The following is a 21,042-nucleotide window of genomic DNA, read 5'->3' as shown; positions in this document are numbered from 1 at the left end:
CTATGAACACTTTAGATCAATTAAGCGTTGGAGAGAAAATGAAAGTTAAAAATATAGAAAAAGATAGTTTAGTAAGAAGAAAGTTACTAGATATGGGAATAACGCCTGGAGTAGAACTAGAGGTTACAGGAAAAGCTCCTTTTGGTGATCCTGTTGAAGTTTTTGTAAGAGGATATAAGCTTACATTAAGAAAGAATGAAGCTAAAGTAATATCTGGAGAATAGAGGTGATTACATGATATTACCAATGAATTTGGCAGATGAAGGAAAGGAAGTAGAAGTAAAGACAATTTCTATAAAGGAAGGACTCGGAAAGAGATTGGGAGAATTAGGAATTTCAGCAGGAAATAAAATTAAAATAGTAAAAAATGATGGAAGAAGTTTAATTATAGCTATAGAGGAAAGTAGATTTGCTTTAGATTTAGATATAGCTAAAAAAATAATGATATTAGTTTAATGTCTAATTGATAATAAATTTTAATATCAAGGGGGAGTAATATGAAGACAATAGCGTTAGCTGGAAACCCTAATTGTGGGAAAACAAGTTTGTTTAATATTTTAACAAAAGCCAGGCAACATGTAGGTAACTGGCCTGGTGTTACAGTGGAAAAAAAAGAAGGTATACTAAAGTATGAAGGTAATGAGTATACAATAGTAGATTTACCTGGAACTTATAGTTTAGGGGCATATTCAGAAGATGAAGTTGTTGCAAGAAACTATGTAGTTAATGAGAAACCAGATGTAGTTATAAATGTTATTGATGCTACCAATATAGAAAGAAATTTATATCTTACCATACAGTTATTAGAGATGGGAGCCAATGTTGTCGTTGCTTTAAATATGATGGATGAAGCAGAAAATAGACAAATTGAAATAAATATTAAGGAATTAAGCAAAAAATTAGGAATTCCGATAATTCCAACGGTTGCTTTAAAGTCAAAAGGAATTGATGAATTAATAAAAGTAAGTATAAGTAATGATATAAAATCTCCAAAAGTAACAATAGATTATGGTGAAGATATTAATAATGGAATACAGGTTTTAGCTAAAGCCATTGAACAAAATGCAAAAAATATAGAGTTAAATTCAGAATGGGCAGCATTAAAGTTACTTGAAAATGATGAGCATATTAAAAATCAGTTTAAAATTGAAGAAAATAAATTAATAAAGGAAAAGCTTGAATTATGTAATAAAGATATAGAAGAAAAAATTGGCTTTGAAGGAGAAATGGCTATAGTAAATGAAAGATATTCTTTTATATCAGATATTGTTTCAGATACTGTAGTTAGAAAAGAGAAGGGGAAAGAAACTATAACAGATAGGATAGATAAAGTTGTTACTAATAAGTATCTAGGTATACCTATTTTTGCAATTATTATGTTTATATTATATGAAGTTACATTTAAAATAGGAGCTGGACTTCAAGATATAGTAGATGGATTTATTAGTGGGCTTGGAGAAAGTGTATCTGGAGTGCTTTCAAGTGCTGAAGCTCCAGATTTGTTGGTGAATCTTGTTAAAGATGGTGTGTTTGGTGGAGTAGGAAATGTAATTGCATTCTTACCACTAATAATGGTAATGTATTTTTTAATTGGTTTATTGGAAGACAGTGGATATATGGCAAGAGCTGCATATGTTATGGATAGACTTATGAGAAGCTTAGGATTACATGGTAAAACCTTTGTATCTATGCTTGTAAGTACAGGATGTAATGTGCCAGGGATAATGTCTACCAGAACATTAGAAAATAAGAAAGATAGAATGATAGCAATATTAATTAATCCTTTTGTATCCTGTGGGGCAAGGTTACCTATATATGCTCTTTTTATAAGTGCATTTTTTCAGAAAAATCAAGGTGTAATTTTATTTGCTCTTTATATAATTGGAATAATAGTAGCTCTTATAATGGGAAAGATATTTAGCAAAACTTTATTTAAAGGAGAAACTTCATATTTTGTTATGGAACTTCCAAGTTATAAGTTACCATCTGTTAAAAATGTATTCATATTAATGTGGGATAAAGCTGGTGCTTTTTGTAAAAAGGCTGGAGTGATAATTCTACCAGTTATGATACTATTAACATTCTTATCAAACTTTCCAGCAGGAGTTGAAGCTAATAGTGAAAACTCATTGCTTGGAATAATAGGAGGAGTAATAGCACCTATATTTACGCTAGCAGGATTTGGAACATGGCAAGCCGGAGTATCATTATTAACAGGAATATTGGCTAAGGAATCTGTAGTAGCAACTATGGGATTAATATATGCTGGAGTTCAGGAAGGACCTGAATTAACAGTTGCAATTCAGAGTATATTTACACCATTATCAGCCATGTCATTTATGGTTATGTCTTTGTTGTATACGCCATGTTTAGTAGCATTAGGTGCAATTAAGAGAGAAACAAATTCTTGGAGATGGACAATTTTTGCAGCAACATATACTTTTGTAGTTGCTTGGATAGCGGCTGTAATTGTATATCAAGTAGGTTCATTACTAGGATTTGCTTAAACATAAAAAAGTTGAGAATGAATATTAATATAAATTAGGAGGAACAAAAAATGAAAATAGTTTATTGGTCAGGAACAGGAAATACTCAAAAGATGGCAAATTTAATTGCAGAAGGAATAATAGAAAAAGGAAAGGCAGCAGAATTAATTAATGTAAGTGATGCTAATCCAGATATTTTTAAAGATGAAGATATAGTGATTTTAGGATGTCCAGCAATGGGAGATGAAATTTTAGAAGAGGATGAATTTGAACCTTTTATAGAAGAGATATCTTCTAAAGTGTCAGGAAAGAAAGTTGCTTTATTTGGGTCTTATGGTTGGGGAGATGGTACATGGCTAAGAAATTTTGAAGAAAGAATGATTTCTTATGGCTGTCAATCTACTCTAGATTTACTAATGGTTGAAAATGAACCAGAAGGTTCATCAGAAGAGGAATGTAGAGAATTTGGAAGAAAAATAGCTAGTCTATAGTAGATCAGTTATGAAGTATTTGGATTTTTACAAAAAGTTAAATTCAATGAATGATAAGGAATATATAGAAAATTTCTTACTATTCAATATTTCTCAAGTTGTAGCTGGGATAAAACCAGCTTCAACTATAACATTAAAGAAGACTGGAGATAATACTTACTTAAAGTGGATAATTTATGGTAGAGATTTTGTACAAAACATTGACTTAGAATTTGTTGAATTGAGAGAAAATGAAGATGCTATAATAGTGATGCTTTATAATAAAGAGTCACTTTCAAAATATATATTTCAGGAAGAACAAAAAAGGTTCTTAATAAAACTAGGGTATACCTATGAAGAAGATATTTCTATATATGTTGAGACTTTAAAAGAAAGATATAATTTATATCATTGTCCACATGAATTAGGCTTATTTTTAGGAATACCTATTGAAGATGTTAAAGATTTTATGGAATGTACAAAGAAAAAATGTTTAATTTGTGGCTACTGGAAAGTTTATAATGATTGTAGCACAGCTCAAGAGATATTCAAAAAATATGATGAAGTAAAAGAATATACCTTAAGTAATATATTAAAAGGAAATAATTCGCGTGACCTTGCTTTTGATATAAAAAACTTTTTCTATTCTCCCTAAAAGTGCATCCATAGAGTTGATATAATAAACTTACAAAAAGAGCTGTATCAAGATAGAAATTAAAAATTTTATCTTAATACAGCTCTTTTTATGAAAAGAAAACAGGTAAACTTGTATCTTTATTAGCTTTAAAACAAAACTCTATTTGTTCTTTAGTTATCTTTCCAGTAGATAAGTCAGGAAGATTATCCAATGAAAAAAATTCACTAGCTTCAGTTTCAATATTTTCTTTAAATTCTCCATCTATTAAGTCACATAAAACAAATACCTTATATATGTCATAAGGGCAAACAGGATAATTATGTGTATTTCTATCATAGATAGCAATTATTCTTTGAGGTAAAACATTAACTCCAGCTTCTTCTTTTGATTCTTTAATTGTATTTTCTTTAATAGAAAGTCCAATTTCAGCCCAGCCTCCAGGAGGAGCCCACTTTCCATCTAAACTCTCTTTGATTAAAAGAATCTTATTATCTTTAATTATAATGCTACGAACATCAACCTTAGGTGTTTGATATCCTACTTCATTACAAAATAAATCATGAAGTTTTTTATTATCAATATCAGTATATTCATGCATTATTTCTACAGAAATATCTCTAATCTGTTGAAAACGTTCAATGTCATATTTATCTTTAGAATATTCAAGTCCAGCTTGAGCAATTGATTGAAGGCTTTTAGCCCAATTTAACCATTTTTGATTCATAAAGATCCTCTTTTCTAAATACTTTTTTACCTTTTCCACATAATAATAGCATCTTCTTTATTGTCTTGATAGTATTTTTTACGTATACCTTCTTCAACAAAACCAAATTTTTTATATAAATTTTTAGCAGGTGTATTGGAAGCTCTAACTTCTAGAGTTAATGAAGTACAACCCCAGTTTTTAGAATAATCAATTAAAGACTTAATTAGAGCACTACCAATTCCTTTTTCTCTAAATTCAGGATGCACTGCAATATTAGTTATATGCCCTTCATCAACGATTGTCCACACTCCAGCAAATCCAACTATTTTATCATTAGATTTAGCAACTAAATATTTGGCTAAAGGATTTGTTAACTCTTTTGAAAAAGAATCTAAGCTCCAAGACTCTTTTAAGCTTAATGAACTTATTTCAAGCACTTCATTTAAATCTTTCTTTCCCATTAAACTAAGCGTTACACTCATCCATTTTCAACCTTCTTTCTAATTCTCTTTCAGCTTGTGGTTTCTTTAAATAGATAGGAGCTGAATTTGGATCATCATAGGTTCCTTCTTTTAAAAGTTTTAGACCTAATTCACCTAGGGAAGAAGCTCGTATGATACTTAAATGATTAGGAGCAAAATGAGCTTTATCAAAATTTTCTTTTATGTATTCTTTATGCTTTAACAATCCATCTCCAGTAAAAATTACGTCTTCATCCTTTTCTTTTAAAAGAGAAAGTAAATCATCTAAATCCATAGGGGTAGGTTCTAGTATATTTTTAAGTGTATCATTATTATTTTTATAAAGTGCTGTATAAACATTCTCTCTTAGAGCATCCATAATAGGACATATTATACCTTTAAAAGGCAATACACTATAAGCTAGTGCATCTAATGAGGAAATGCTTATATATGGCTTATTATTACCAAGACTCATACCTTTAATAGTGGCCATTCCTATTCTTAAACCTGTGAATGAACCTGGTCCTTTTGATACAACAAATCCATCTATATCATCTACTGTTAAATTAGATTCATTTAAAATATTCTCTATTAAAGGGATAAGAAGAACTGAATGCTCTTTTTTATCATTTAATGTATATTCTCCAATTAAAGATTCATCATTTAGTAAAGCTACAGTAGCAACTTTAGAAGAAGAATCTAAACTTAAAACTATCATAATTTCAACTCCTTAATATAATCATACCTATCTCCATAACTAGTTAAGGTTATTTTTCTATAGTCTTCACCTTCAGCAAGATTTTTAGAAATATGTATATGAAGATATTCATTTGGAAGTATTTCTTCAATATAATTAGCCCATTCAATTATAGAAACAGCATCAGAAAAAATATAATCATCAAAACCAATTGCATAAATTTCATCAGGATCACTTACTCTATAAACATCAAAGTGATTTAATTTAATCCTTCCGCTTGAATATTCATTAACTATGTTAAATGTTGGACTAGTTATAGTATCATCTATGCCAAGTCCTTTAGCTATTCCTTTTGTTATATGTGTTTTACCTGTACCTAAGTCTCCTGTTAAACAAACAATATCACCAGAATTTAGTAGTGTACCTAATTGAAGGCCAATATGTATAGTTTCATCTATACTATTTACTTTAAATTCCATATGTAGCTCCCTTCAAAATTCTATTCTACTTATTATTTTATCCAATTTTCGATAAAAAGAAAGCGTTATAATGAAAAATATAACCAACTGTAAAATGATACTTGTATTTACATTTATGTAGGTGTAAAATATTATAGAATGTGTTAATGAATAAGAATACATTTTTTAAAATTAATTGGATATATTATAAAGGAATGTGAATTTTAGAAGCTGGAAATTATCCAGGGGGTGTAGAGTTGAAAAAGTTAACCTATGGAATGTTATTTATAACATTTATATTATTTTTGGGACTTGGAACCTTTTCAAATCCTATGATAGCAAATACTGTTGATACTACAGATGCAGAAAGGGATTTATATTTGAATATAATTACTTCCAATAAGCCACAATATGAGATGGTAAAATCAATTGTTGGGGACAAGCATAATGTGGAATATATGTTTACAAATGAGAAGGATTCAAAAGATTACATTTTTAATGATGAAACTATAAACAACATTTCAAATATGGATTTGTTTTTTTATAGTGGAAATGATTTTGAACCATGGAGTACAAAGTTAATAAATAAGTTAAATAAAAGTAATTTAGGTACAATAAATATTTCTAGAGGGATAAGAGTTATTCAAAATCAAGTGGATAATGTTAATAAAGAAAATATTTATTTTTATTCAGGACTAGAAGAATATAAAGTTGCTTTATATAATATAAAATCTGCAATTCAGGATAAAGATCCTAAAAATAGAGATCTTTATGAAGAAAATTATAATAAAGCATTGGAAGAGATAGATAAAAGAATAAATAAGATAAAAGAAAATAAAAAAGATTTAGCAGATTATAAATTTATTGAATTAGACAATAATTTAGATTATTTTTATAGAGGAATAGGAATATCTCCAATTAAAATATCAAATAATAAAACCATTGCCAGTGTAATTAGTGAAGATAAGTTAGATCCTGCTAAAGTTATTGTTTTAAAAGATAGAGAAACACCAATGACTGAAACAGGATATAAGGTTGCTAACTTAGACAGATATGATGGAAATTGTTCTGTTCAAGATTTAATCGAAAGAAATTATAAATCTTTTTACGATTTAATTGAAATAAAAGAGAACAAATAGTTGATTTTTGCATAAGAATAATATATAATCATACTTGTCCTAAAGGGGTATGGCTCAATTGGTAGAGTAGTGGTCTCCAAAACCATTGGTTGTGGGTTCAAGTCCTACTGCCCCTGCCACAAAGATCGTAAGCGAAATGCTTACGGTTTTTTTTAGTTTTAAGAACTATAATTTAACTCAAACTAAACTGAAATTTAATAAATTTAGAATATATTATTAAGTATAGGAAGAAGTTTAACTTTATATATATAAGAGATAAAGAAATTATTAAATATATATCTAATGTGAAAATGAACTTATAATTGAACTATATTGTGAGGGGATGGTTTTCCTATGAAAAGTTTGACCTATGGTGAAGTTAATTTTGATTGTATGTTTGAGTTAATTAGAAAGTATGTTAATGAAAAACCAGAATATGAATATAAAATTTCTGTTGGTACTGATTCTCAAAATTTTGATTTAACTAAAGTGGTAATTGTTGTAGCTATTAATAGAGTTGGAAAAGGTGGAATATTTTTTTATGATGTGAAAAGAGTGAAAAAGATTACTAATATACATCAGAAAATTTTTTGTGAAACAGATCTAAGTCTTAATTTAGCTACAAAAATCTCAGAAAAATTTCATAAAGAACACTTTGATTACAATATAGACATACATGTAGATGCTGGTGAACGTGGAGATTCTTCAAAGCTTATACCTGAAATAACAGCATGGATAAATTCCTTAGGGTTTGATTGTAAAACAAAACCTTATTCATATGTAGCATCAAGTATAGCAAATAGGTATTCAAAATAGAAGTGAATTATAGAAAGTTATATACGCTTAATAATGGGAATGGTGAATAAGAGAGTATTACATCAATATAGTAAAATAAGTATATGGATATTTTTTAAAATTATGATATAATACTAGTAGAAATAAAAATAGAGTGTTGATTATATTCTTATATAGATATATGTAGTTGTTTTTGCATCTACAAAGATTATGCAACTGGCGGCAATGGAATTAACCATAGGGAGCATAGTTTATAAAATTATCGACCGTCTGGGTAAAATTGTATTTATCCAGGCGGTTTTAATTTTAATAAGATAAAAATGGTCTTCGTGGTTATATCTGGACAAAGTTTAAGGATAATTAAATCAAAAATCATAACACTCAATAATATTTACAAGCATTGGTTTTTTACAGACTGTTTTACCTTAAAAAAAAGTTATGGAATAATTCGGTTTATGATTCGAATCACATTCTATTAAGTTTAAAGAAATTATAATGTAGTCATAAGGTAAATAAAAGTAGTAGAATTCCTAAAAATCAAGATAATTAGCAGGGAGGAAAATGTATGTTTAAAGAATGGGATGGATTCAAAGAGGGAACTTGGCAAGAAGGAATAGACGTAAGAAACTTTATTCAAAAGAATTACAAATTATATGAAGGTGATGGAAGCTTCTTAGAAGGTAAAACTGAAAAGACAAATAAGGTATGGGAAAAAGCATATGACTTAATTGTTGAAGAAGTTAAAAAAGGAATAATAGATGTTGCTACTGATAGAGTATCTGGAATAGATAATTATGATCCTGGATATATAGATAAAGAAAATGAAGTTATAGTAGGCCTTCAAACAGATGCACCACTTAAAAGAATTGTAAACCCATTTGGTGGAATGAGAATGGTTCAAAGTTCATTAAAGGAATATGGATATGAACTAGATCCAGAAATAGAAAAGCATTTTTCACAATATAGAAAAACTCATAATGAAGGTGTATTTGATGCTTACACAAATGAAATAAGAGCAGCAAGAAGTGCAGGACTTTTAACAGGACTACCAGATGCTTATGGAAGAGGAAGAATAATAGGGGACTACAGAAGAGTAGCATTATATGGAATAGACTATCTTATAGAAGAAAAGAAAAGAGACCTTGATAATCTTAGTGGGGACATGCTTGACGAACTTATGAGAAAAAGAGAAGAAGTATCTATGCAAATTAGAGCTTTAGGTGAAATCAAGTCAATGGCATCTAAATATGGAGTTGATATATCTAAGCCAGCATCAAATGCAAGAGAAGCGGCTCAAAGCCTATATTTTGGATACCTAGCAGGAATAAAAGAAAATAATGGAGCAGCTACTTCTTTTGGAAGAACTTCAACATTTTTAGATATATACATAGAAAGAGATTTAGAAGCAGGTCTAATTACAGAAAAAGAAGCACAAGAAATTATAGACCAACTTATAATCAAGCTAAGATTAGTTAGACATTTAAGAACACCAGAATACAACGAATTATTTGGAGGAGATCCAACTTGGGTAACAGAATCAATTGGTGGTGTAGGTATAAATGGTAAGTCACTTGTTACAAAGAACTCCTTTAGATATCTTCATACATTAATGAATCTTGGAACTTCAGCAGAACCAAACTTAACAGTATTATGGTCAGATAAGCTACCAGAAAACTTTAAGAAATACTGTGCAGAAATTTCAATAAAGACAGATTCAATTCAATATGAAAATGATGAAGTTATGAGACCAATATACGGAGATGACTATGCTATAGCTTGTTGTGTATCAGCTATGAAGGTTGGTAAGCAAATGCAATTCTTTGGAGCTAGATGTAATATAGCTAAATCATTATTATACGCTGTTAATGGTGGAGTAGACGAATTAAAAGGAAAGAAAGTAGTTCCAGGAATAGAAAAGCTAGATGGAGAAATTCTTGACTTTAAAAAGGTAAAGGAAAATTACTTCAAGGTTCTAGAATATGTTGCAAAAGTATATGTAGATACAATGAATATAATCCACTTTATGCATGATAAATATGCTTATGAAGCAGGTCAAATGGCACTTCATGATACAGCAGTTGAAAGATTAATGGCATTTGGTATAGCAGGACTTTCTGTTGCAATAGATTCATTATCTGCAATTAAGTATGCAAAGGTTAGACCAATTAGAAATGAAGAAGGAATAACAGTAGACTTCGAAGTAGAAGGAGAATATCCTAAGTACGGAAATGATGATGATAGAGCAGATGATTTAGGAGTAGAATTAGTTACTAAGTTCTCAAATGAGCTTAAGAAACATCCTTTATATAGAGATGCAAAACATACATTATCAGTATTAACTATTACTTCAAATGTAATGTATGGTAAGAAGACTGGAACAACTCCAGATGGAAGAAAGAAAGGCGAACCACTTGCACCAGGAGCAAATCCAATGCATGGTAGAGACGCAGAAGGAGCTTTAGCATCACTAAACTCAGTAGCTAAAATACCATACAACGAAATTTGCCAAGATGGAGTTTCAAACACTTTCTCAATAGTTCCAAATGCACTTGGAAAAGACGAAGATCAAAGAATTAGCAATTTAGTTGCTATCTTAGATGGATACTTTGTTCAAGGCTCACATCACTTGAATGTTAATGTTCTTAACAGACAAACTTTAATAGATGCAATGGAGAACCCAGAAGAGTATCCAACACTTACTATAAGAGTATCTGGATATGCTGTTAACTTTAGTAGATTATCTAGGGAACAACAGTTGGAAGTTATTAGTAGAACATTCCATGAGAGTATTTAATTAAATTAGGGGAGGGGAGGTTACACCTCGCCTCCACCATAAGACCCACGAAAATCTGGAATTCGGATTTTCGTGGGTCTTTTACTTTAGAAAGATAAATTCATCAATTATCAGAATATATTAGATGAGATGGATTAAAGTAATATAGATGAACCGCCTTTTTTTCATTCTAAAAATGTGGTGTAACTATGAGACTTAAAGAATACAAAGGGGTATACGGAAAAAATTATAAGCTATAATAAGAAAATTATAGGAAAACCCTTTATAATTTTGCAAAAGCAATATATAATAAGTAACGTCGAAAAAATGCAACATAATTCATATATTGTAATAATTGAGAAGAAAATCTGCATTGTCTAATATTAAATTTGTTGTTAGAGAGAAGAGGAGAATGAAATATGAAATATATTATTGGAATTATTGGATTAGTTATTGTTTTAGTACTTGCATGGGTTGGAAGTAGCGATAAGAAAAATATAAAGTACAAGCCTATAATAACAATGCTTGTTTTACAATTCATACTTGGCTTTGTTATATTAAATACTGAAATAGGAAATTTTTTAGTAGGTGGTATAGTAAATGGGTTCCAAGTAATACTTAATTGTGCTGGAGAAGGAGTCAATTTTGTATTTGGTGGATTAGTTAATGATAATCAGAATACATTTTTTATTAGTGTTCTTTTACCAATAATCTTTATTTCTGCTTTAATTGGTATTTTACAATACATAAAAATACTTCCTATTATAGTGAAATATATAGGAAAAGCTTTAAGTAAAGTTAATGGAATGGGAGAATTAGAATCTTATAATGCAGTAGCATCAGCTATTCTTGGACAATCTGAAGTATTTATTTCAGTAAAAAAACAACTTGGTTTATTACCTAAACATAGATTGTATACTCTTTGTGCATCTGCTATGTCAACAGTATCTATGTCTGTAGTGGGCTCTTATATGGTTCTTTTACAACCTAGATATGTTGTAGCGGCACTTGTTTTAAATTTATTTGGTGGATTTATTATAACATCAGTTATAAATCCGTATACTGTAACAGAAGAAGAAGATATTTTAGTAGTTCATGAAAAATCACAACAAACATTTTTTGAAGTTCTTAGTGAATATATTATGGATGGATTTAAAGTTGCGATTACAGTTGGTGCTATGTTAGTAGGATTTGTGGCAATAATCACCATGATTAATACAGTATTTAAGATGATTTTTGGAATAGGTTTTCAAGATATGCTTGGTTATGTATTTTCTCCATTTGCATTTTTTATGGGTATACCTTTAAATGAAGCAATAAAAGCTGCAAGTGTAATGGCGACTAAATTAGTATCAAATGAATTTGTTGCAATGAATTTATTAGCAAACGGGAGCATACAGTTATCAACAAGAGCAACAGCTATTGTTTCTACATTCTTAGTCTCTTTTGCAAACTTCTCGTCAATTGGAATTATTTCTGGAGCAGTAAAAGCACTTAATGAAGATCAAGCAAATGTAGTTGCACGTTTTGGACTGAAATTGTTATATGGTGCAACATTAGTAAGTCTTTTAACAGGAACAATTGTTGGGTTGATTATTTAAGGCATATTTAAAATCAATTGTATAAAGAAGTTGTTAAGATAAACAAGACAAGCATTTTGTAAATAGAAGAACCCTATATGGTAGAATTCTTTTATTTAAAGGTAACGTCTCGCCTTCACCATAAAATCCACGATCATTTGTATGTGGCTTGAGTAGCTGCTTACAGGTGGTCGTGTTTTTTTATTGTTATGGGTAGCTCCACTTATCATGAATTTTAATTAGATGATAATGCAACAAGATATATAAGAAAAGCTAATATGTATTTTATATTTCAACCTAATATTGGTAAAAAAATTACTATAAGGTTAGTAAAATTTAGTGCGAAAATATAATAGTGAATATTATAAAATCAATTATATCCATTATATTCACTAAAATATAATATTAGGAGGAATTTTATAATTTAACTTATGAAGAATTTAATTGAATATTCAACAATAAAACTAACGTCTGCTGATGATAAAATAGTAACTACTGGAATAGTTAAAAAATTTCAAAAAGATATGCTAAGTATATATGCTAATGAAGAAATTAAATTAAAAATTGATGAAGAAGTTTTAATAAATACAATTAATAAAGATAAGGGGATTTTTATATATAGTGGTGTTATATCTGATATATTAGAAAATATGATAGTAGTTAAAAATGTAACATTTCTCTTTAATCAAGAAAGACGAAATAAAAATAGAATTATTGTAAAGATACACTTAGAGGTAAGTAAAATAGTTGATGTCTCTGAAAAAGTAATTGAATTAAATAAACCTATTTTTATGACATGTAGAAATCTAAGTATTAAAGGAATACTATTAGAATGTGCTTTAGATATTCCTGAAGATATTAATTTTTTTATTGAATTACCTATAGAAGATGAAAAAATATATATACAAGCTATTACTAAAAGAAAATATAAAAAAGATAATTTATATTATTATGGATGTGAATTTATGATAAAAGATACAGCTCAAAATTACTTGTTAGAAAAATTTATACTTAAAAATTTTAACAACAAGTTTTTTAAATATTATAGTAAACAATTTTAATCCATATATAAGTTTATCACCAGAACAAAAAAACATGCATTAGAAGTTGTTATGAAATAAGCAGTGATTAAGTGTGGAAATGTCTACATGGATGAAATAGCTAATGATAGAGTTGCTGAAAATGGGGCAGATTATTTAGTATAGAAAGTTAGGTGAAAAGGAATATGGCAGATATTAAATTTGAAATAGAAAAAGAACTAGGAAAAATATCAGAATCAGCAAAAGGCTGGACTAAAGAATTAAATCTAATAAGCTGGAATGGAAAAGAAGCTAAGTATGATTTAAGGGATTGGGCACCTGAACATGAGAAGATGGGAAAAGGTGTTACTTTAAGTGTTGATGAGTTAAAACAACTAAAAGAATTATTGAATAAACTAGATTTATAATTTAGGGTAAAAGCCACTGATAGCAGTAAAATCAGTGGCTTTTAACTATCCTAAATTTAATTCAATATTTTGAAAAGAAAAAGTTATTACTTATGTTGAGAGAAAATTATATTTCTACTATGGTATTATTAAATCTAGAATATAATTGTAATTTGTACTAATAAAAATATAGTGGTAAGTACTTAAGGAGGCAAAGGATATGAAAATCAAATTGTTATACCCATCAGATTTTTTTGATATTAAAAGTGTAGATGCTGATTATGAGGAAGAATATGAAATAGCAAGTAAGTTTCCGGAGTTTGAAGTTATCTTATATAATTATGAAGAGTTTGTTTCAAGTGGAAATCTAAAATGTTATCCTAATAATTTAGATGAAGGAATATGTATTTATCGTGGATGGATGTTAAAACCTGATAAATATAAAGAGCTATATGAAAGACTTAAGATTAAGGGTATAAGTTTAATTAATGATGCGGATAAGTATAATAATTGTCATCTATTTCCTAGTACTTATGATAATATAAAAGGCTATACGCCTAAAACAAAATGGTATGAAGATTATAAAGAGATTGATTGGAATGATATCAACATTGAGTTTGAAAGATTTATGATAAAAGATTATGTTAAATCTGTTAAAGGATCTAAATTTCCACGTTATTTTGAAACACCAGTAAGAAAAGATGTAATGGATAGTTATATAGAGGAATTTATTAATTTACGAGGTGCACTTTTTACAGAAGGAATAGTAATTAAAGAGTTTGTAGATTTTAAAAAATATGGAGAAAGAACAAATGAATATAGAGCCTTTTATTTAAATGGAAAGTTAGTTACTGTTAGTAAAAATTCTAGTCAGCCAGATAAGTGTCCAGTAGTTCCAATTGAATTTGTAGAAAAGTTCAATTGTTTAGATAGTAATTTTTACACTGTAGATTTTGCAGAATTAGAAAATGGAGATTGGATAGTAGTTGAAACAGGAGATGGACAAGTATCAGGATTATCTCCCAATCAGTATATATTTAAATTTTATGATGAGATAAGAGCTATTATTAAAGAATCGAAATGAAGTTTGTTAAATATATGGTAGAAAAATTGACAAGAAAAGAACTAGTAAGTTTAGTAAGTAGAATAGTTGAATGTGAAGGAACAGAAGAAGAGATTGAAGAAATGATAAAAATTGTGAAAAGAAATGTTCCACATCCAGAAGTAAGTAATCTAATATACTGGAACGAAGAAGACTTTACTTCAGAGCAAATAGTAAATATAGCACTAGCTTATAAACCGATACAACTTTAGTAAGCTAAAATGATAATGCATTTATAAATAAATAAATTTATTTAGAAGGATGTAGTTATGAAATACAATTTTGAATTTAGTGAAATAAATTTTAATAGTGGACAAAAAGATTTAGTAATAATTTTAGAGAAGGAAGTAGAATTAGTTGCAACTTTTTTAATGTCAGATGTTCAAGGATATCCAGATTATGCAATGGAAGCATTAGAGTCTGTATTAAATGGGCAAAGTGAATATGAAGAACTAAATGGGAATGTATGTGGATTAGAGATAAGAAAAGAAAAAACTACAGTTTATGATAATTTAGCGGAAGATGGAATGGGAAATTGGTGTGAAATTGAAACTAGAGAACTAAAAGAATTAGTAGATATATGGACAACTAAATTAGCTGAGTTTAGAAAGCAAAATCATTATGGATAATATATCATTTAAAGATATTGAGTTAGATATATAAGGTGAAATTAAATGAATTTGAAATATGAAATTAGAGAGATAATATATAATGGTAAAAAAGATGATATAGTATTTGAATTCGAAAAAAAGTATGAGATTCTATCAACGTTTTTGTCAGCTGATGTTCAACCGTTTAGCACATATATTTTTGAAGCTATAGATAATGTATTAAGTGGTATGAGTGAATATGAAGAGATAAACGGTAATATATGTGGTGTAGAAATTCATAGGGATAAAACACAGATATATGATAATTTGGCGGAGGATGGAATGGAAAACTGGTGTGAAATTCAAACTGCTGAATTAAGAGAACTAATTGAGATATGGTGCAATGAGTATAAAAAGTTTAAAGAGGACAGTCAATAAACTAGCAAATATAGATCTTTTGGTAGTAGTATTATTAATAAAGAATCAATTTAAGACTGGCACGGAGGAAGTTATAGAAGTAGTTTAGTAGGTGAACCTGTAATTAACAATTAAGGTGGCTTAAAGAATCTAATAAATACATATGTGGAAATAGAAAGAGAACGAGAAGATTTAGATGATATTATATATGGAGATGATTAAAAATATAAAAAATGAATGATACATTTATTTTAAGAGAAAATGAAAATAAATTTTATCCTGTAAGTGAGGATGAAATAAAGGAAGTTGAAGACTCAATAAAACTAGAAATTCCAAAGGAGCTAAAGAAATTTTACAAAGAATTTGGATATGGATTTATTAGTGGAACAGAAGGCAATATAAATCGTATTATGGATCCGTATTCTATTAGAGATTTTAGATTAAGAAAGAACGATTTTGAATATTACCCTGATATTGAAATATATGATGAGTTTGAAGAAGGAAAAATAATATTCTTTGAAGGAAATGAAACAACATTATTATCCATAGAGATAAGTAATGATGATACAAGTAATGTTTATTATTATGATACAAAGATAGCGAGTTCATTAAAAGAGTTTTTGATTAATTTGCAAAAAGATGATAATTACTATATTGATTTATTGGACTAATTATTTTTAAAAGCTTAGCCATTTTAAGGGGGGCTAAATAGGGATATTGACTAAAATCAAGTCAAAGATATCGAACTCCAAGTGTATTACAAAATCAAGAAACAGGACATCCACTTTTTATAGTAATTAAAAATGATGATAACTAGTATTATACTAAAATTAATAAGGTAAAAAAGATTTGTATAAAGCCAACTTTAATAGGAAAAGAGTTGGCTTTATATTTCTATTAAAGATGAAAAAAAGGATGTATTATTATATAACATAGATATTAATAAATGTATACATGAATTGCAACAAGAATCAAAGGAACTAATAGAGGAAGAGTTACCTATGTATGTTAAAGAAAATGAAAGAATAGATAAATTAGTAAAAGAAAGCTTAAGTTTAGTAGAGTCTATGAAATTATTTACTACCAAACAGAAAAATGTAGAAGGAATTGTGGAATATTATGATTTTGAAAAGTGTAAAGAATTTGCATATGATTCTGATGAATACTTGATTGAAAATGAGTATTTTACTTGGCAAGACATAAAGGATCTTCAAATGGCTAATGTTAAAGAAGAAGTATACAAATATGAAGATTACAAAAGCATAAATGAGAAATTAAGGGAGATAGGAATAAAAGATATAAGTGAAATAATATTGAGCAATGAGTGTGAGGAAATATTGGATGATGTATATAGTGATTTAGTTAATTGTATAAAGACTAGAGCTATAGCAAGGCAAAGTAATTTCCTATTTGAGAAAATTTTTGAGGTCTACTTATCAGGGGGATGGCCATGTGGTTGGGAAGGTAATTTTCCAAATGGAAAAATGAAAGTATTCTATGTGAAAGAATAGAGGTGAGAATTTTGGAAAACTTCACAAAAAGTGTTAATAATGATGGAAAGGTTGCTATGAGTTTAGCAATAGCTGAAAAGATATTTGAAATTATTGAAATAAGTGATGAAGGTTATGAATTAGGTAGAAGCGCATTAGATGATTGTTGGAGATGGCTTGAGAGTAAAGAAATCGAAGCCAATGATTTATGTGACTATGTAGACCATCCAGATGGTGAAACAGATATATCAGAATTTTGTTATACAGCTGTAGGAAAAGAGCAAATATGTGCATGGGGTGTAATCCTTTATGCAGTATCTTATGTGTCTTGGCGAGCTTATAAAGAAGATGGATATCCTCCTGAATCGTTAGACAATACTAATGACAATTTATTAGCAACAATGATTGAAACAGCACTTGAAACTGGAATGTTTGAAATAGAAAGTATAAATGCTGTTAAGGAATATCTATTGAAGAATTATCCAGCCACTGATGATTCGTCACATAAAGCAATAATAAAACAAGATATAATTTAAATGTTATAGATTAAGTAATTAAAATTAAATAACATAAATATAGAGTCAGCTATTATGTAAAGTGTAGCTGGCTTTCTGTATATAACAGGAGTTGGACCGAAGCAGGATTTAAGGACTATGATATTGCAAATCTAAATAGGGCAATAAAATCCTGCAGGTGTGTGTACAACATGTTTAAGCGGTTTAGGGAATCCAGCAAGAAATGTTGGTGTTATAAGGCAATTAAGTTTGAGATATACAAATCTTATTATAGATGTTACATTAAGTATTGATGAGTTAAAACAATTGAAAGAATTATTGAATAAACTAGATTTGTAATTAGGATTAAAAGCCACTGATAGGAGTAAAATCAGTGGTTTTGACTGACTTATCATTTTTAGATAAGAAGAAGTAGTGCCAGATGTTTAATAAGATTTGAGTATTGATGAAATAGGAAAAACTATAGCAGGGATTAATGAGTTTAGTAAGGCTAAATATTAATACTAGAATTTCATGTGGAGTTATAATACGGAAAGTATGGAAGAATAGCTAAAGAAATAGAAAGGATAAGGGAAAAGAAACAAAGAGTTCAGCAAGCAAAGCTTGATGATACTATAAATAAAAATAGATCAGAACAGATAGCAGAGATTATTAAAAAACAGGAATTAGTAAAGGGATTTGATGAGGAGTTGTTTAGAGAAGTGATTGAGAGGGTAACGGTGATTTCTATAGTTAAGGTAGAATTTAGGGTTAAGTCAGGATTGAATATTGACGAAATAATATAGGAGGAATAATGGAATTGTGTTAAAAAAAGTAGTAAGATAATGGTAGACAACTTTAAATAGTAGAGTAGGCTACTGTTATTTTTTACATGATGATCATCTGGCATAATGTACATAATATGTTATGTTAACAAGAAAATAAATTATAACTATAAAAAATATATTTTGCATAAAAAAATTTTGTGATATCAATCGAATTAATCATAAAAAGAGTTTTGTATAATTGAGAATGAGCATATATGGAGGATCTAATCTGAATATAGAAACAATAATGAACTAATATATGATGTGAAAAAATATATTTAAGAAAACATTAGGAATCATAAAGTGTTTAAATTTAGTAGATATACCGTATTGCATGAAATTTTATTACAGCTTTCAGTTTAGAAGTTAAGATAGATGTCCAAAGGTATAGTTGTGTGGTCAGGCTTTTTGAAGACTATAGGATATATGTTAGAAATTTATATTTGTGTGAGAGGAAGATACATATATGGCTAAGGAAAATGCAATCTTAGAAGAGAAAGAAGAATACAGTGAGGATTCATTTGATTTTGATGATTTGGAAGAAAGATTGCAAAGTCAATTAGACTTACAATTGTCTGAGTTAGATTTTCTTGAAACGGAAAAGGGGAAAATTGGAAACCTAGATAATTTAGGAGAAGCAATTAAAAATGTTGTCTGGGAACAGTTTATTAATCAGATAGCCGTTACTGCTGACGAAGATTTTATCAAAGAAAATAATGGACTAAAATTGGATTTGCGAGATGAATCACATATTCAAACAACAGAGAATTTTGAAAATGGTAAAATTGCAACACATAACACTAAAATTTATTACCAAAAGCGATACGACGATTGGCAAGATAATTTCCAAAGAGATGATGATGGCAATATTAGTGTAAAAGATAAATACAAAACTGGCGACTATCAAAAAGTATTAAAAGAGAAAGCTCGTAAATCCTTTGATAAAGGCAGAGCTATGGGGTCGGCAGCCGTCAATAAGGATCATACTGTGTCAGCTGCGGAAATTATCAGGGATCCTAAAGCGAATGCCCATCTTGAAAAACAAGAACAAATTGATTTTGCAAATAGTGATAAAAACCTTAAGGACATGGATGCTTCAGCCAACAAATCAAAAGGTGACAGAAAAATGAATGATTGGTTGGATAGCGAGCGGAGCGGTGAAAAACCTGCTGATAGGTTTAACATTAATGAAGAAGAATTAAGGGAGAGAGATAAAGTTGCTCGTGAGGAATATGAAAAATTAAAAGAAGAAGGAAAGAAAAAATCTATAGAAGCTGGCAAGCAATCTCAAAAAGAAGAAGCTTTTCGAATTACCGGTAAAGCTCTAAGAGCTGTGATTATGCAGCTCCTTGCAGATTTGGTAAAGGAAATAATTGCAAAGCTTGTGAAGTGGTTCAAGTCAGCACAAAGAAATTTAGCGTCTTTATTGTCCAGTATTAAAGATGCAATAAGTTCATTTGTAGGAAAGATGAAAACTCATCTAATTAATGCTGGTAGTACAGTGCTTACAACAATTGCAACATCAATAATTGGTCCGGTTGTAGGTACTATAAAAAAAGTATGGACATTATTGAAACAAGGCTGGAAATCTCTAAAAGAAGCTGTTAATTATATCAAAAGTCCAGAAAATAAAGGAAAGCCGATTGACCAATTGCTTCTTGAAACCGGAAAAATTGTAATGGCGGGATTAAGTGCTGCTGGAGCTATTGTACTAGGTGAAGTTATTGAAAAAGGGTTAATGACAATACCTATTCTTGCAGTAGATATCCCTTTGATTGGTAGCTTAGCTAATATATTAGGGATTTTTATGGGTGCAGTAGTAGCAGGAATCATTGGAGCTATTGCTATTAACCTGATTGAAAAAGCAATCGAAAAGCAGCATAAAGCGGAAATAGTTAGTGAACAGGTAGACAAAGGAAACGAGATATTGGTTGTCCAGCGTGAGATTCGTCATTTGAATGAAGAAAAACTCGCACATAACAAAGAACAGGTTGCATCAACTATTAAAGAAAGACATGCGGAGGCTGCAAATTATATTAAAGAATCAATGGATAGTATTTTCGATGATGAGGTTGAACAGAATAGTAATCAAGATAAATTTGATGAAATGAACTCACTCTTAGACGAATTACTAGAATAAGTTTACACACAAGGAGAGACGCATATGAAGAAAAAATCGTTATTTGGAATAATAGGTTGTGGATTGCTGATAGGTGCTACGATATATTTGGTGATTAAGTCTGTTAATAAAGATTCAGTTAATAAGCATAATGAAGAGTTGTTAAACGAAAAAGATTCAATGGATATTTCGCCAGAACATATAACAGAAGACAATGCAGTTGATTTGGATGAAATAAAAATGCAATCAGCTAATTCTATGTATGATAGGCATAAAGCAGCAGCACAAGTTGTAAAAGAGTCTATGGAAAAAATAAATGAAAATCCGGACTTGCCTAGCGAGCATGAAGAAGAATTTTATAGTATGCTTGAAGAACTAGATATGTTATCAGAATAG

General features: G+C 29.1%; 25 protein-coding genes, 1 tRNA gene and 1 riboswitch. Of the genes, 22 read left to right on the top strand and 4 right to left on the bottom strand.

What is annotated here, in order from left to right:
• Positions 1–2: 2 nt before the first annotated feature.
• The 5 genes from NNC19_RS13095 to NNC19_RS13075 are packed head-to-tail and all read left to right on the top strand — an operon-like array spanning position 3 to position 3,611.
• Positions 3–224 carry a ferrous iron transport protein A gene (locus NNC19_RS13095; protein WP_310939112.1) on the top strand — a complete coding sequence of 74 codons (222 nt, stop codon included), beginning with the start codon at positions 3–5 and terminating at the stop codon, positions 222–224.
• 10 nt (positions 225–234) lie between these two features.
• Entirely contained in the window at positions 235–456 is a 222-nt protein-coding gene (locus tag NNC19_RS13090) for a FeoA family protein (protein WP_310939111.1), read from the top strand.
• Positions 457–497: 41 nt separating this feature from the next.
• A complete protein-coding gene (feoB, locus tag NNC19_RS13085; RefSeq protein WP_310939110.1) occupies positions 498–2,507 on the top strand; it encodes a ferrous iron transport protein B in 2,010 nt (669 codons plus the stop codon).
• Positions 2,508–2,557: 50 nt separating this feature from the next.
• Positions 2,558–2,977, top strand: coding sequence for a flavodoxin (locus tag NNC19_RS13080; protein WP_310939109.1), 420 nt, complete (start codon positions 2,558–2,560; stop codon positions 2,975–2,977).
• A gap of 10 nt (positions 2,978–2,987) precedes the next feature.
• Entirely contained in the window at positions 2,988–3,611 is a 624-nt protein-coding gene (locus NNC19_RS13075; RefSeq protein ID WP_310939108.1) for a DUF3793 family protein, read from the top strand.
• A gap of 88 nt (positions 3,612–3,699) precedes the next feature.
• On the opposite strand, the gene NNC19_RS13070 is transcribed toward NNC19_RS13075, so the two are convergent.
• The 4 genes from NNC19_RS13070 to tsaE are packed head-to-tail and all read right to left on the bottom strand — an operon-like array spanning position 3,700 to position 5,936.
• Positions 3,700–4,317, bottom strand: a complete 618-nt coding sequence (locus tag NNC19_RS13070) for an NUDIX hydrolase (RefSeq protein ID WP_310939107.1) — start codon at positions 4,315–4,317, stop codon at positions 3,700–3,702.
• 26 nt (positions 4,318–4,343) lie between these two features.
• Positions 4,344–4,781, bottom strand: coding sequence for a ribosomal protein S18-alanine N-acetyltransferase (gene rimI, locus NNC19_RS13065; protein ID WP_310939106.1), 438 nt, complete (start codon positions 4,779–4,781; stop codon positions 4,344–4,346).
• Entirely contained in the window at positions 4,765–5,478 is a 714-nt protein-coding gene (gene tsaB / locus NNC19_RS13060) for a tRNA (adenosine(37)-N6)-threonylcarbamoyltransferase complex dimerization subunit type 1 TsaB (protein WP_310939105.1), read from the bottom strand. Before tsaB ends, rimI begins: the two co-directional genes overlap by 17 nt.
• Positions 5,475–5,936 carry a tRNA (adenosine(37)-N6)-threonylcarbamoyltransferase complex ATPase subunit type 1 TsaE gene (tsaE, locus tag NNC19_RS13055; protein ID WP_310939104.1) on the bottom strand — a complete coding sequence of 154 codons (462 nt, stop codon included), beginning with the start codon at positions 5,934–5,936 and terminating at the stop codon, positions 5,475–5,477. The genes tsaB and tsaE overlap by 4 nt, the downstream gene beginning before the upstream one ends.
• A gap of 236 nt (positions 5,937–6,172) precedes the next feature.
• Here tsaE and NNC19_RS13050 point away from each other — a divergent pair, with 236 nt between their 5' ends.
• The 17 genes from NNC19_RS13050 to NNC19_RS12970 all read left to right on the top strand — a co-directional run bounded on the left by NNC19_RS13050 (position 6,173) and on the right by NNC19_RS12970 (position 21,042).
• Positions 6,173–7,054 carry a metal ABC transporter solute-binding protein, Zn/Mn family gene (locus NNC19_RS13050; protein WP_310939103.1) on the top strand — a complete coding sequence of 294 codons (882 nt, stop codon included), beginning with the start codon at positions 6,173–6,175 and terminating at the stop codon, positions 7,052–7,054.
• 43 nt (positions 7,055–7,097) lie between these two features.
• Positions 7,098–7,173 (top strand) — tRNA-Trp (locus NNC19_RS13045).
• A gap of 214 nt (positions 7,174–7,387) precedes the next feature.
• On the top strand, positions 7,388–7,849 hold the full coding sequence (locus NNC19_RS13040; RefSeq protein WP_310939102.1) for a ribonuclease H-like YkuK family protein: 462 nt from the start codon (positions 7,388–7,390) through the stop codon (positions 7,847–7,849).
• Between the two features lie 181 nt (positions 7,850–8,030).
• Positions 8,031–8,111: riboswitch (ZMP/ZTP riboswitch) on the top strand.
• Between the two features lie 282 nt (positions 8,112–8,393).
• Positions 8,394–10,622, top strand: coding sequence for a formate C-acetyltransferase (gene pflB, locus NNC19_RS13035; RefSeq protein ID WP_310939101.1), 2,229 nt, complete (start codon positions 8,394–8,396; stop codon positions 10,620–10,622).
• A 398-nt stretch (positions 10,623–11,020) separates the two neighbouring features.
• Positions 11,021–12,202, top strand: coding sequence for a nucleoside transporter C-terminal domain-containing protein (locus NNC19_RS13030; protein ID WP_310939100.1), 1,182 nt, complete (start codon positions 11,021–11,023; stop codon positions 12,200–12,202).
• A gap of 410 nt (positions 12,203–12,612) precedes the next feature.
• Positions 12,613–13,242 (top strand): PilZ domain-containing protein, encoded by a 630-nt coding sequence (locus NNC19_RS13025; RefSeq protein WP_310939099.1) that lies wholly within the window; start codon positions 12,613–12,615, stop codon positions 13,240–13,242.
• Positions 13,243–13,406: 164 nt separating this feature from the next.
• Positions 13,407–13,628 carry a PC4/YdbC family ssDNA-binding protein gene (locus tag NNC19_RS13020; protein WP_310939098.1) on the top strand — a complete coding sequence of 74 codons (222 nt, stop codon included), beginning with the start codon at positions 13,407–13,409 and terminating at the stop codon, positions 13,626–13,628.
• A 199-nt stretch (positions 13,629–13,827) separates the two neighbouring features.
• Entirely contained in the window at positions 13,828–14,691 is an 864-nt protein-coding gene (locus tag NNC19_RS13015; RefSeq protein ID WP_310939097.1) for an ATP-grasp domain-containing protein, read from the top strand.
• Positions 14,688–14,921: a bacteriocin immunity protein gene (locus NNC19_RS13010; RefSeq protein WP_310939096.1), complete on the top strand. Its 234-nt coding sequence runs from the start codon at positions 14,688–14,690 to the stop codon at positions 14,919–14,921. Before NNC19_RS13015 ends, NNC19_RS13010 begins: the two co-directional genes overlap by 4 nt.
• A gap of 57 nt (positions 14,922–14,978) precedes the next feature.
• Positions 14,979–15,338 carry a hypothetical protein gene (locus tag NNC19_RS13005; RefSeq protein WP_310939095.1) on the top strand — a complete coding sequence of 120 codons (360 nt, stop codon included), beginning with the start codon at positions 14,979–14,981 and terminating at the stop codon, positions 15,336–15,338.
• A gap of 45 nt (positions 15,339–15,383) precedes the next feature.
• Entirely contained in the window at positions 15,384–15,737 is a 354-nt protein-coding gene (locus tag NNC19_RS13000) for a hypothetical protein (RefSeq protein ID WP_310939094.1), read from the top strand.
• A gap of 212 nt (positions 15,738–15,949) precedes the next feature.
• Complete coding sequence (locus NNC19_RS12995; RefSeq protein WP_310939093.1) at positions 15,950–16,387, top strand: SMI1/KNR4 family protein; 438 nt, start codon at positions 15,950–15,952, stop codon at positions 16,385–16,387.
• A gap of 330 nt (positions 16,388–16,717) precedes the next feature.
• Positions 16,718–17,227, top strand: coding sequence for a hypothetical protein (locus tag NNC19_RS12990; RefSeq protein ID WP_310939092.1), 510 nt, complete (start codon positions 16,718–16,720; stop codon positions 17,225–17,227).
• 11 nt (positions 17,228–17,238) lie between these two features.
• Positions 17,239–17,742, top strand: coding sequence for an Imm6 family immunity protein (locus NNC19_RS12985; protein ID WP_310939091.1), 504 nt, complete (start codon positions 17,239–17,241; stop codon positions 17,740–17,742).
• Positions 17,743–17,901: 159 nt separating this feature from the next.
• A complete protein-coding gene (locus NNC19_RS12980; RefSeq protein WP_310939090.1) occupies positions 17,902–18,060 on the top strand; it encodes a hypothetical protein in 159 nt (52 codons plus the stop codon).
• Positions 18,061–18,993: 933 nt separating this feature from the next.
• Positions 18,994–20,667, top strand: coding sequence for a cation diffusion facilitator family transporter (locus tag NNC19_RS12975; protein WP_310939089.1), 1,674 nt, complete (start codon positions 18,994–18,996; stop codon positions 20,665–20,667).
• A 24-nt stretch (positions 20,668–20,691) separates the two neighbouring features.
• Complete coding sequence (locus NNC19_RS12970) at positions 20,692–21,042, top strand: hypothetical protein (RefSeq protein ID WP_310939088.1); 351 nt, start codon at positions 20,692–20,694, stop codon at positions 21,040–21,042.

The organism is Clostridium sp. SHJSY1, from assembly GCF_031626875.1.
Lineage (GTDB): Bacteria > Bacillota > Clostridia > Clostridiales > Clostridiaceae > Clostridium.
Note: the sequence above shows the minus strand (reverse complement) of the source record. Positions and strands in the feature narration are given on the sequence as shown.

What these genes read in the sequence shown, in the direction of transcription:
- NNC19_RS13095 (WP_310939112.1), top strand. Translation starts at nt 3, where the DNA reads ATGAACACTTTAGATCAATTAAGCGTTGGAGAGAAAATGAAAGTTAAA.
- NNC19_RS13090 (WP_310939111.1), top strand. Translation starts at nt 235, where the DNA reads ATGATATTACCAATGAATTTGGCAGATGAAGGAAAGGAAGTAGAAGTA.
- feoB (WP_310939110.1), top strand. Translation starts at nt 498, where the DNA reads ATGAAGACAATAGCGTTAGCTGGAAACCCTAATTGTGGGAAAACAAGT.
- NNC19_RS13080 (WP_310939109.1), top strand. Translation starts at nt 2,558, where the DNA reads ATGAAAATAGTTTATTGGTCAGGAACAGGAAATACTCAAAAGATGGCA.
- NNC19_RS13075 (WP_310939108.1), top strand. Translation starts at nt 2,988, where the DNA reads ATGAAGTATTTGGATTTTTACAAAAAGTTAAATTCAATGAATGATAAG.
- NNC19_RS13070 (WP_310939107.1), bottom strand. Translation starts at nt 4,317, where the DNA reads ATGAATCAAAAATGGTTAAATTGGGCTAAAAGCCTTCAATCAATTGCT.
- rimI (WP_310939106.1), bottom strand. Translation starts at nt 4,781, where the DNA reads ATGAGTGTAACGCTTAGTTTAATGGGAAAGAAAGATTTAAATGAAGTG.
- tsaB (WP_310939105.1), bottom strand. Translation starts at nt 5,478, where the DNA reads ATGATAGTTTTAAGTTTAGATTCTTCTTCTAAAGTTGCTACTGTAGCT.
- tsaE (WP_310939104.1), bottom strand. Translation starts at nt 5,936, where the DNA reads ATGGAATTTAAAGTAAATAGTATAGATGAAACTATACATATTGGCCTT.
- NNC19_RS13040 (WP_310939102.1), top strand. Translation starts at nt 7,388, where the DNA reads ATGAAAAGTTTGACCTATGGTGAAGTTAATTTTGATTGTATGTTTGAG.
- pflB (WP_310939101.1), top strand. Translation starts at nt 8,394, where the DNA reads ATGTTTAAAGAATGGGATGGATTCAAAGAGGGAACTTGGCAAGAAGGA.
- NNC19_RS13030 (WP_310939100.1), top strand. Translation starts at nt 11,021, where the DNA reads ATGAAATATATTATTGGAATTATTGGATTAGTTATTGTTTTAGTACTT.
- NNC19_RS13025 (WP_310939099.1), top strand. Translation starts at nt 12,613, where the DNA reads ATGAAGAATTTAATTGAATATTCAACAATAAAACTAACGTCTGCTGAT.
- NNC19_RS13020 (WP_310939098.1), top strand. Translation starts at nt 13,407, where the DNA reads ATGGCAGATATTAAATTTGAAATAGAAAAAGAACTAGGAAAAATATCA.
- NNC19_RS13015 (WP_310939097.1), top strand. Translation starts at nt 13,828, where the DNA reads ATGAAAATCAAATTGTTATACCCATCAGATTTTTTTGATATTAAAAGT.
- NNC19_RS13010 (WP_310939096.1), top strand. Translation starts at nt 14,688, where the DNA reads ATGAAGTTTGTTAAATATATGGTAGAAAAATTGACAAGAAAAGAACTA.
- NNC19_RS13005 (WP_310939095.1), top strand. Translation starts at nt 14,979, where the DNA reads ATGAAATACAATTTTGAATTTAGTGAAATAAATTTTAATAGTGGACAA.
- NNC19_RS13000 (WP_310939094.1), top strand. Translation starts at nt 15,384, where the DNA reads ATGAATTTGAAATATGAAATTAGAGAGATAATATATAATGGTAAAAAA.
- NNC19_RS12995 (WP_310939093.1), top strand. Translation starts at nt 15,950, where the DNA reads ATGAATGATACATTTATTTTAAGAGAAAATGAAAATAAATTTTATCCT.
- NNC19_RS12990 (WP_310939092.1), top strand. Translation starts at nt 16,718, where the DNA reads ATGTATGTTAAAGAAAATGAAAGAATAGATAAATTAGTAAAAGAAAGC.
- NNC19_RS12975 (WP_310939089.1), top strand. Translation starts at nt 18,994, where the DNA reads ATGGCTAAGGAAAATGCAATCTTAGAAGAGAAAGAAGAATACAGTGAG.
- NNC19_RS12970 (WP_310939088.1), top strand. Translation starts at nt 20,692, where the DNA reads ATGAAGAAAAAATCGTTATTTGGAATAATAGGTTGTGGATTGCTGATA.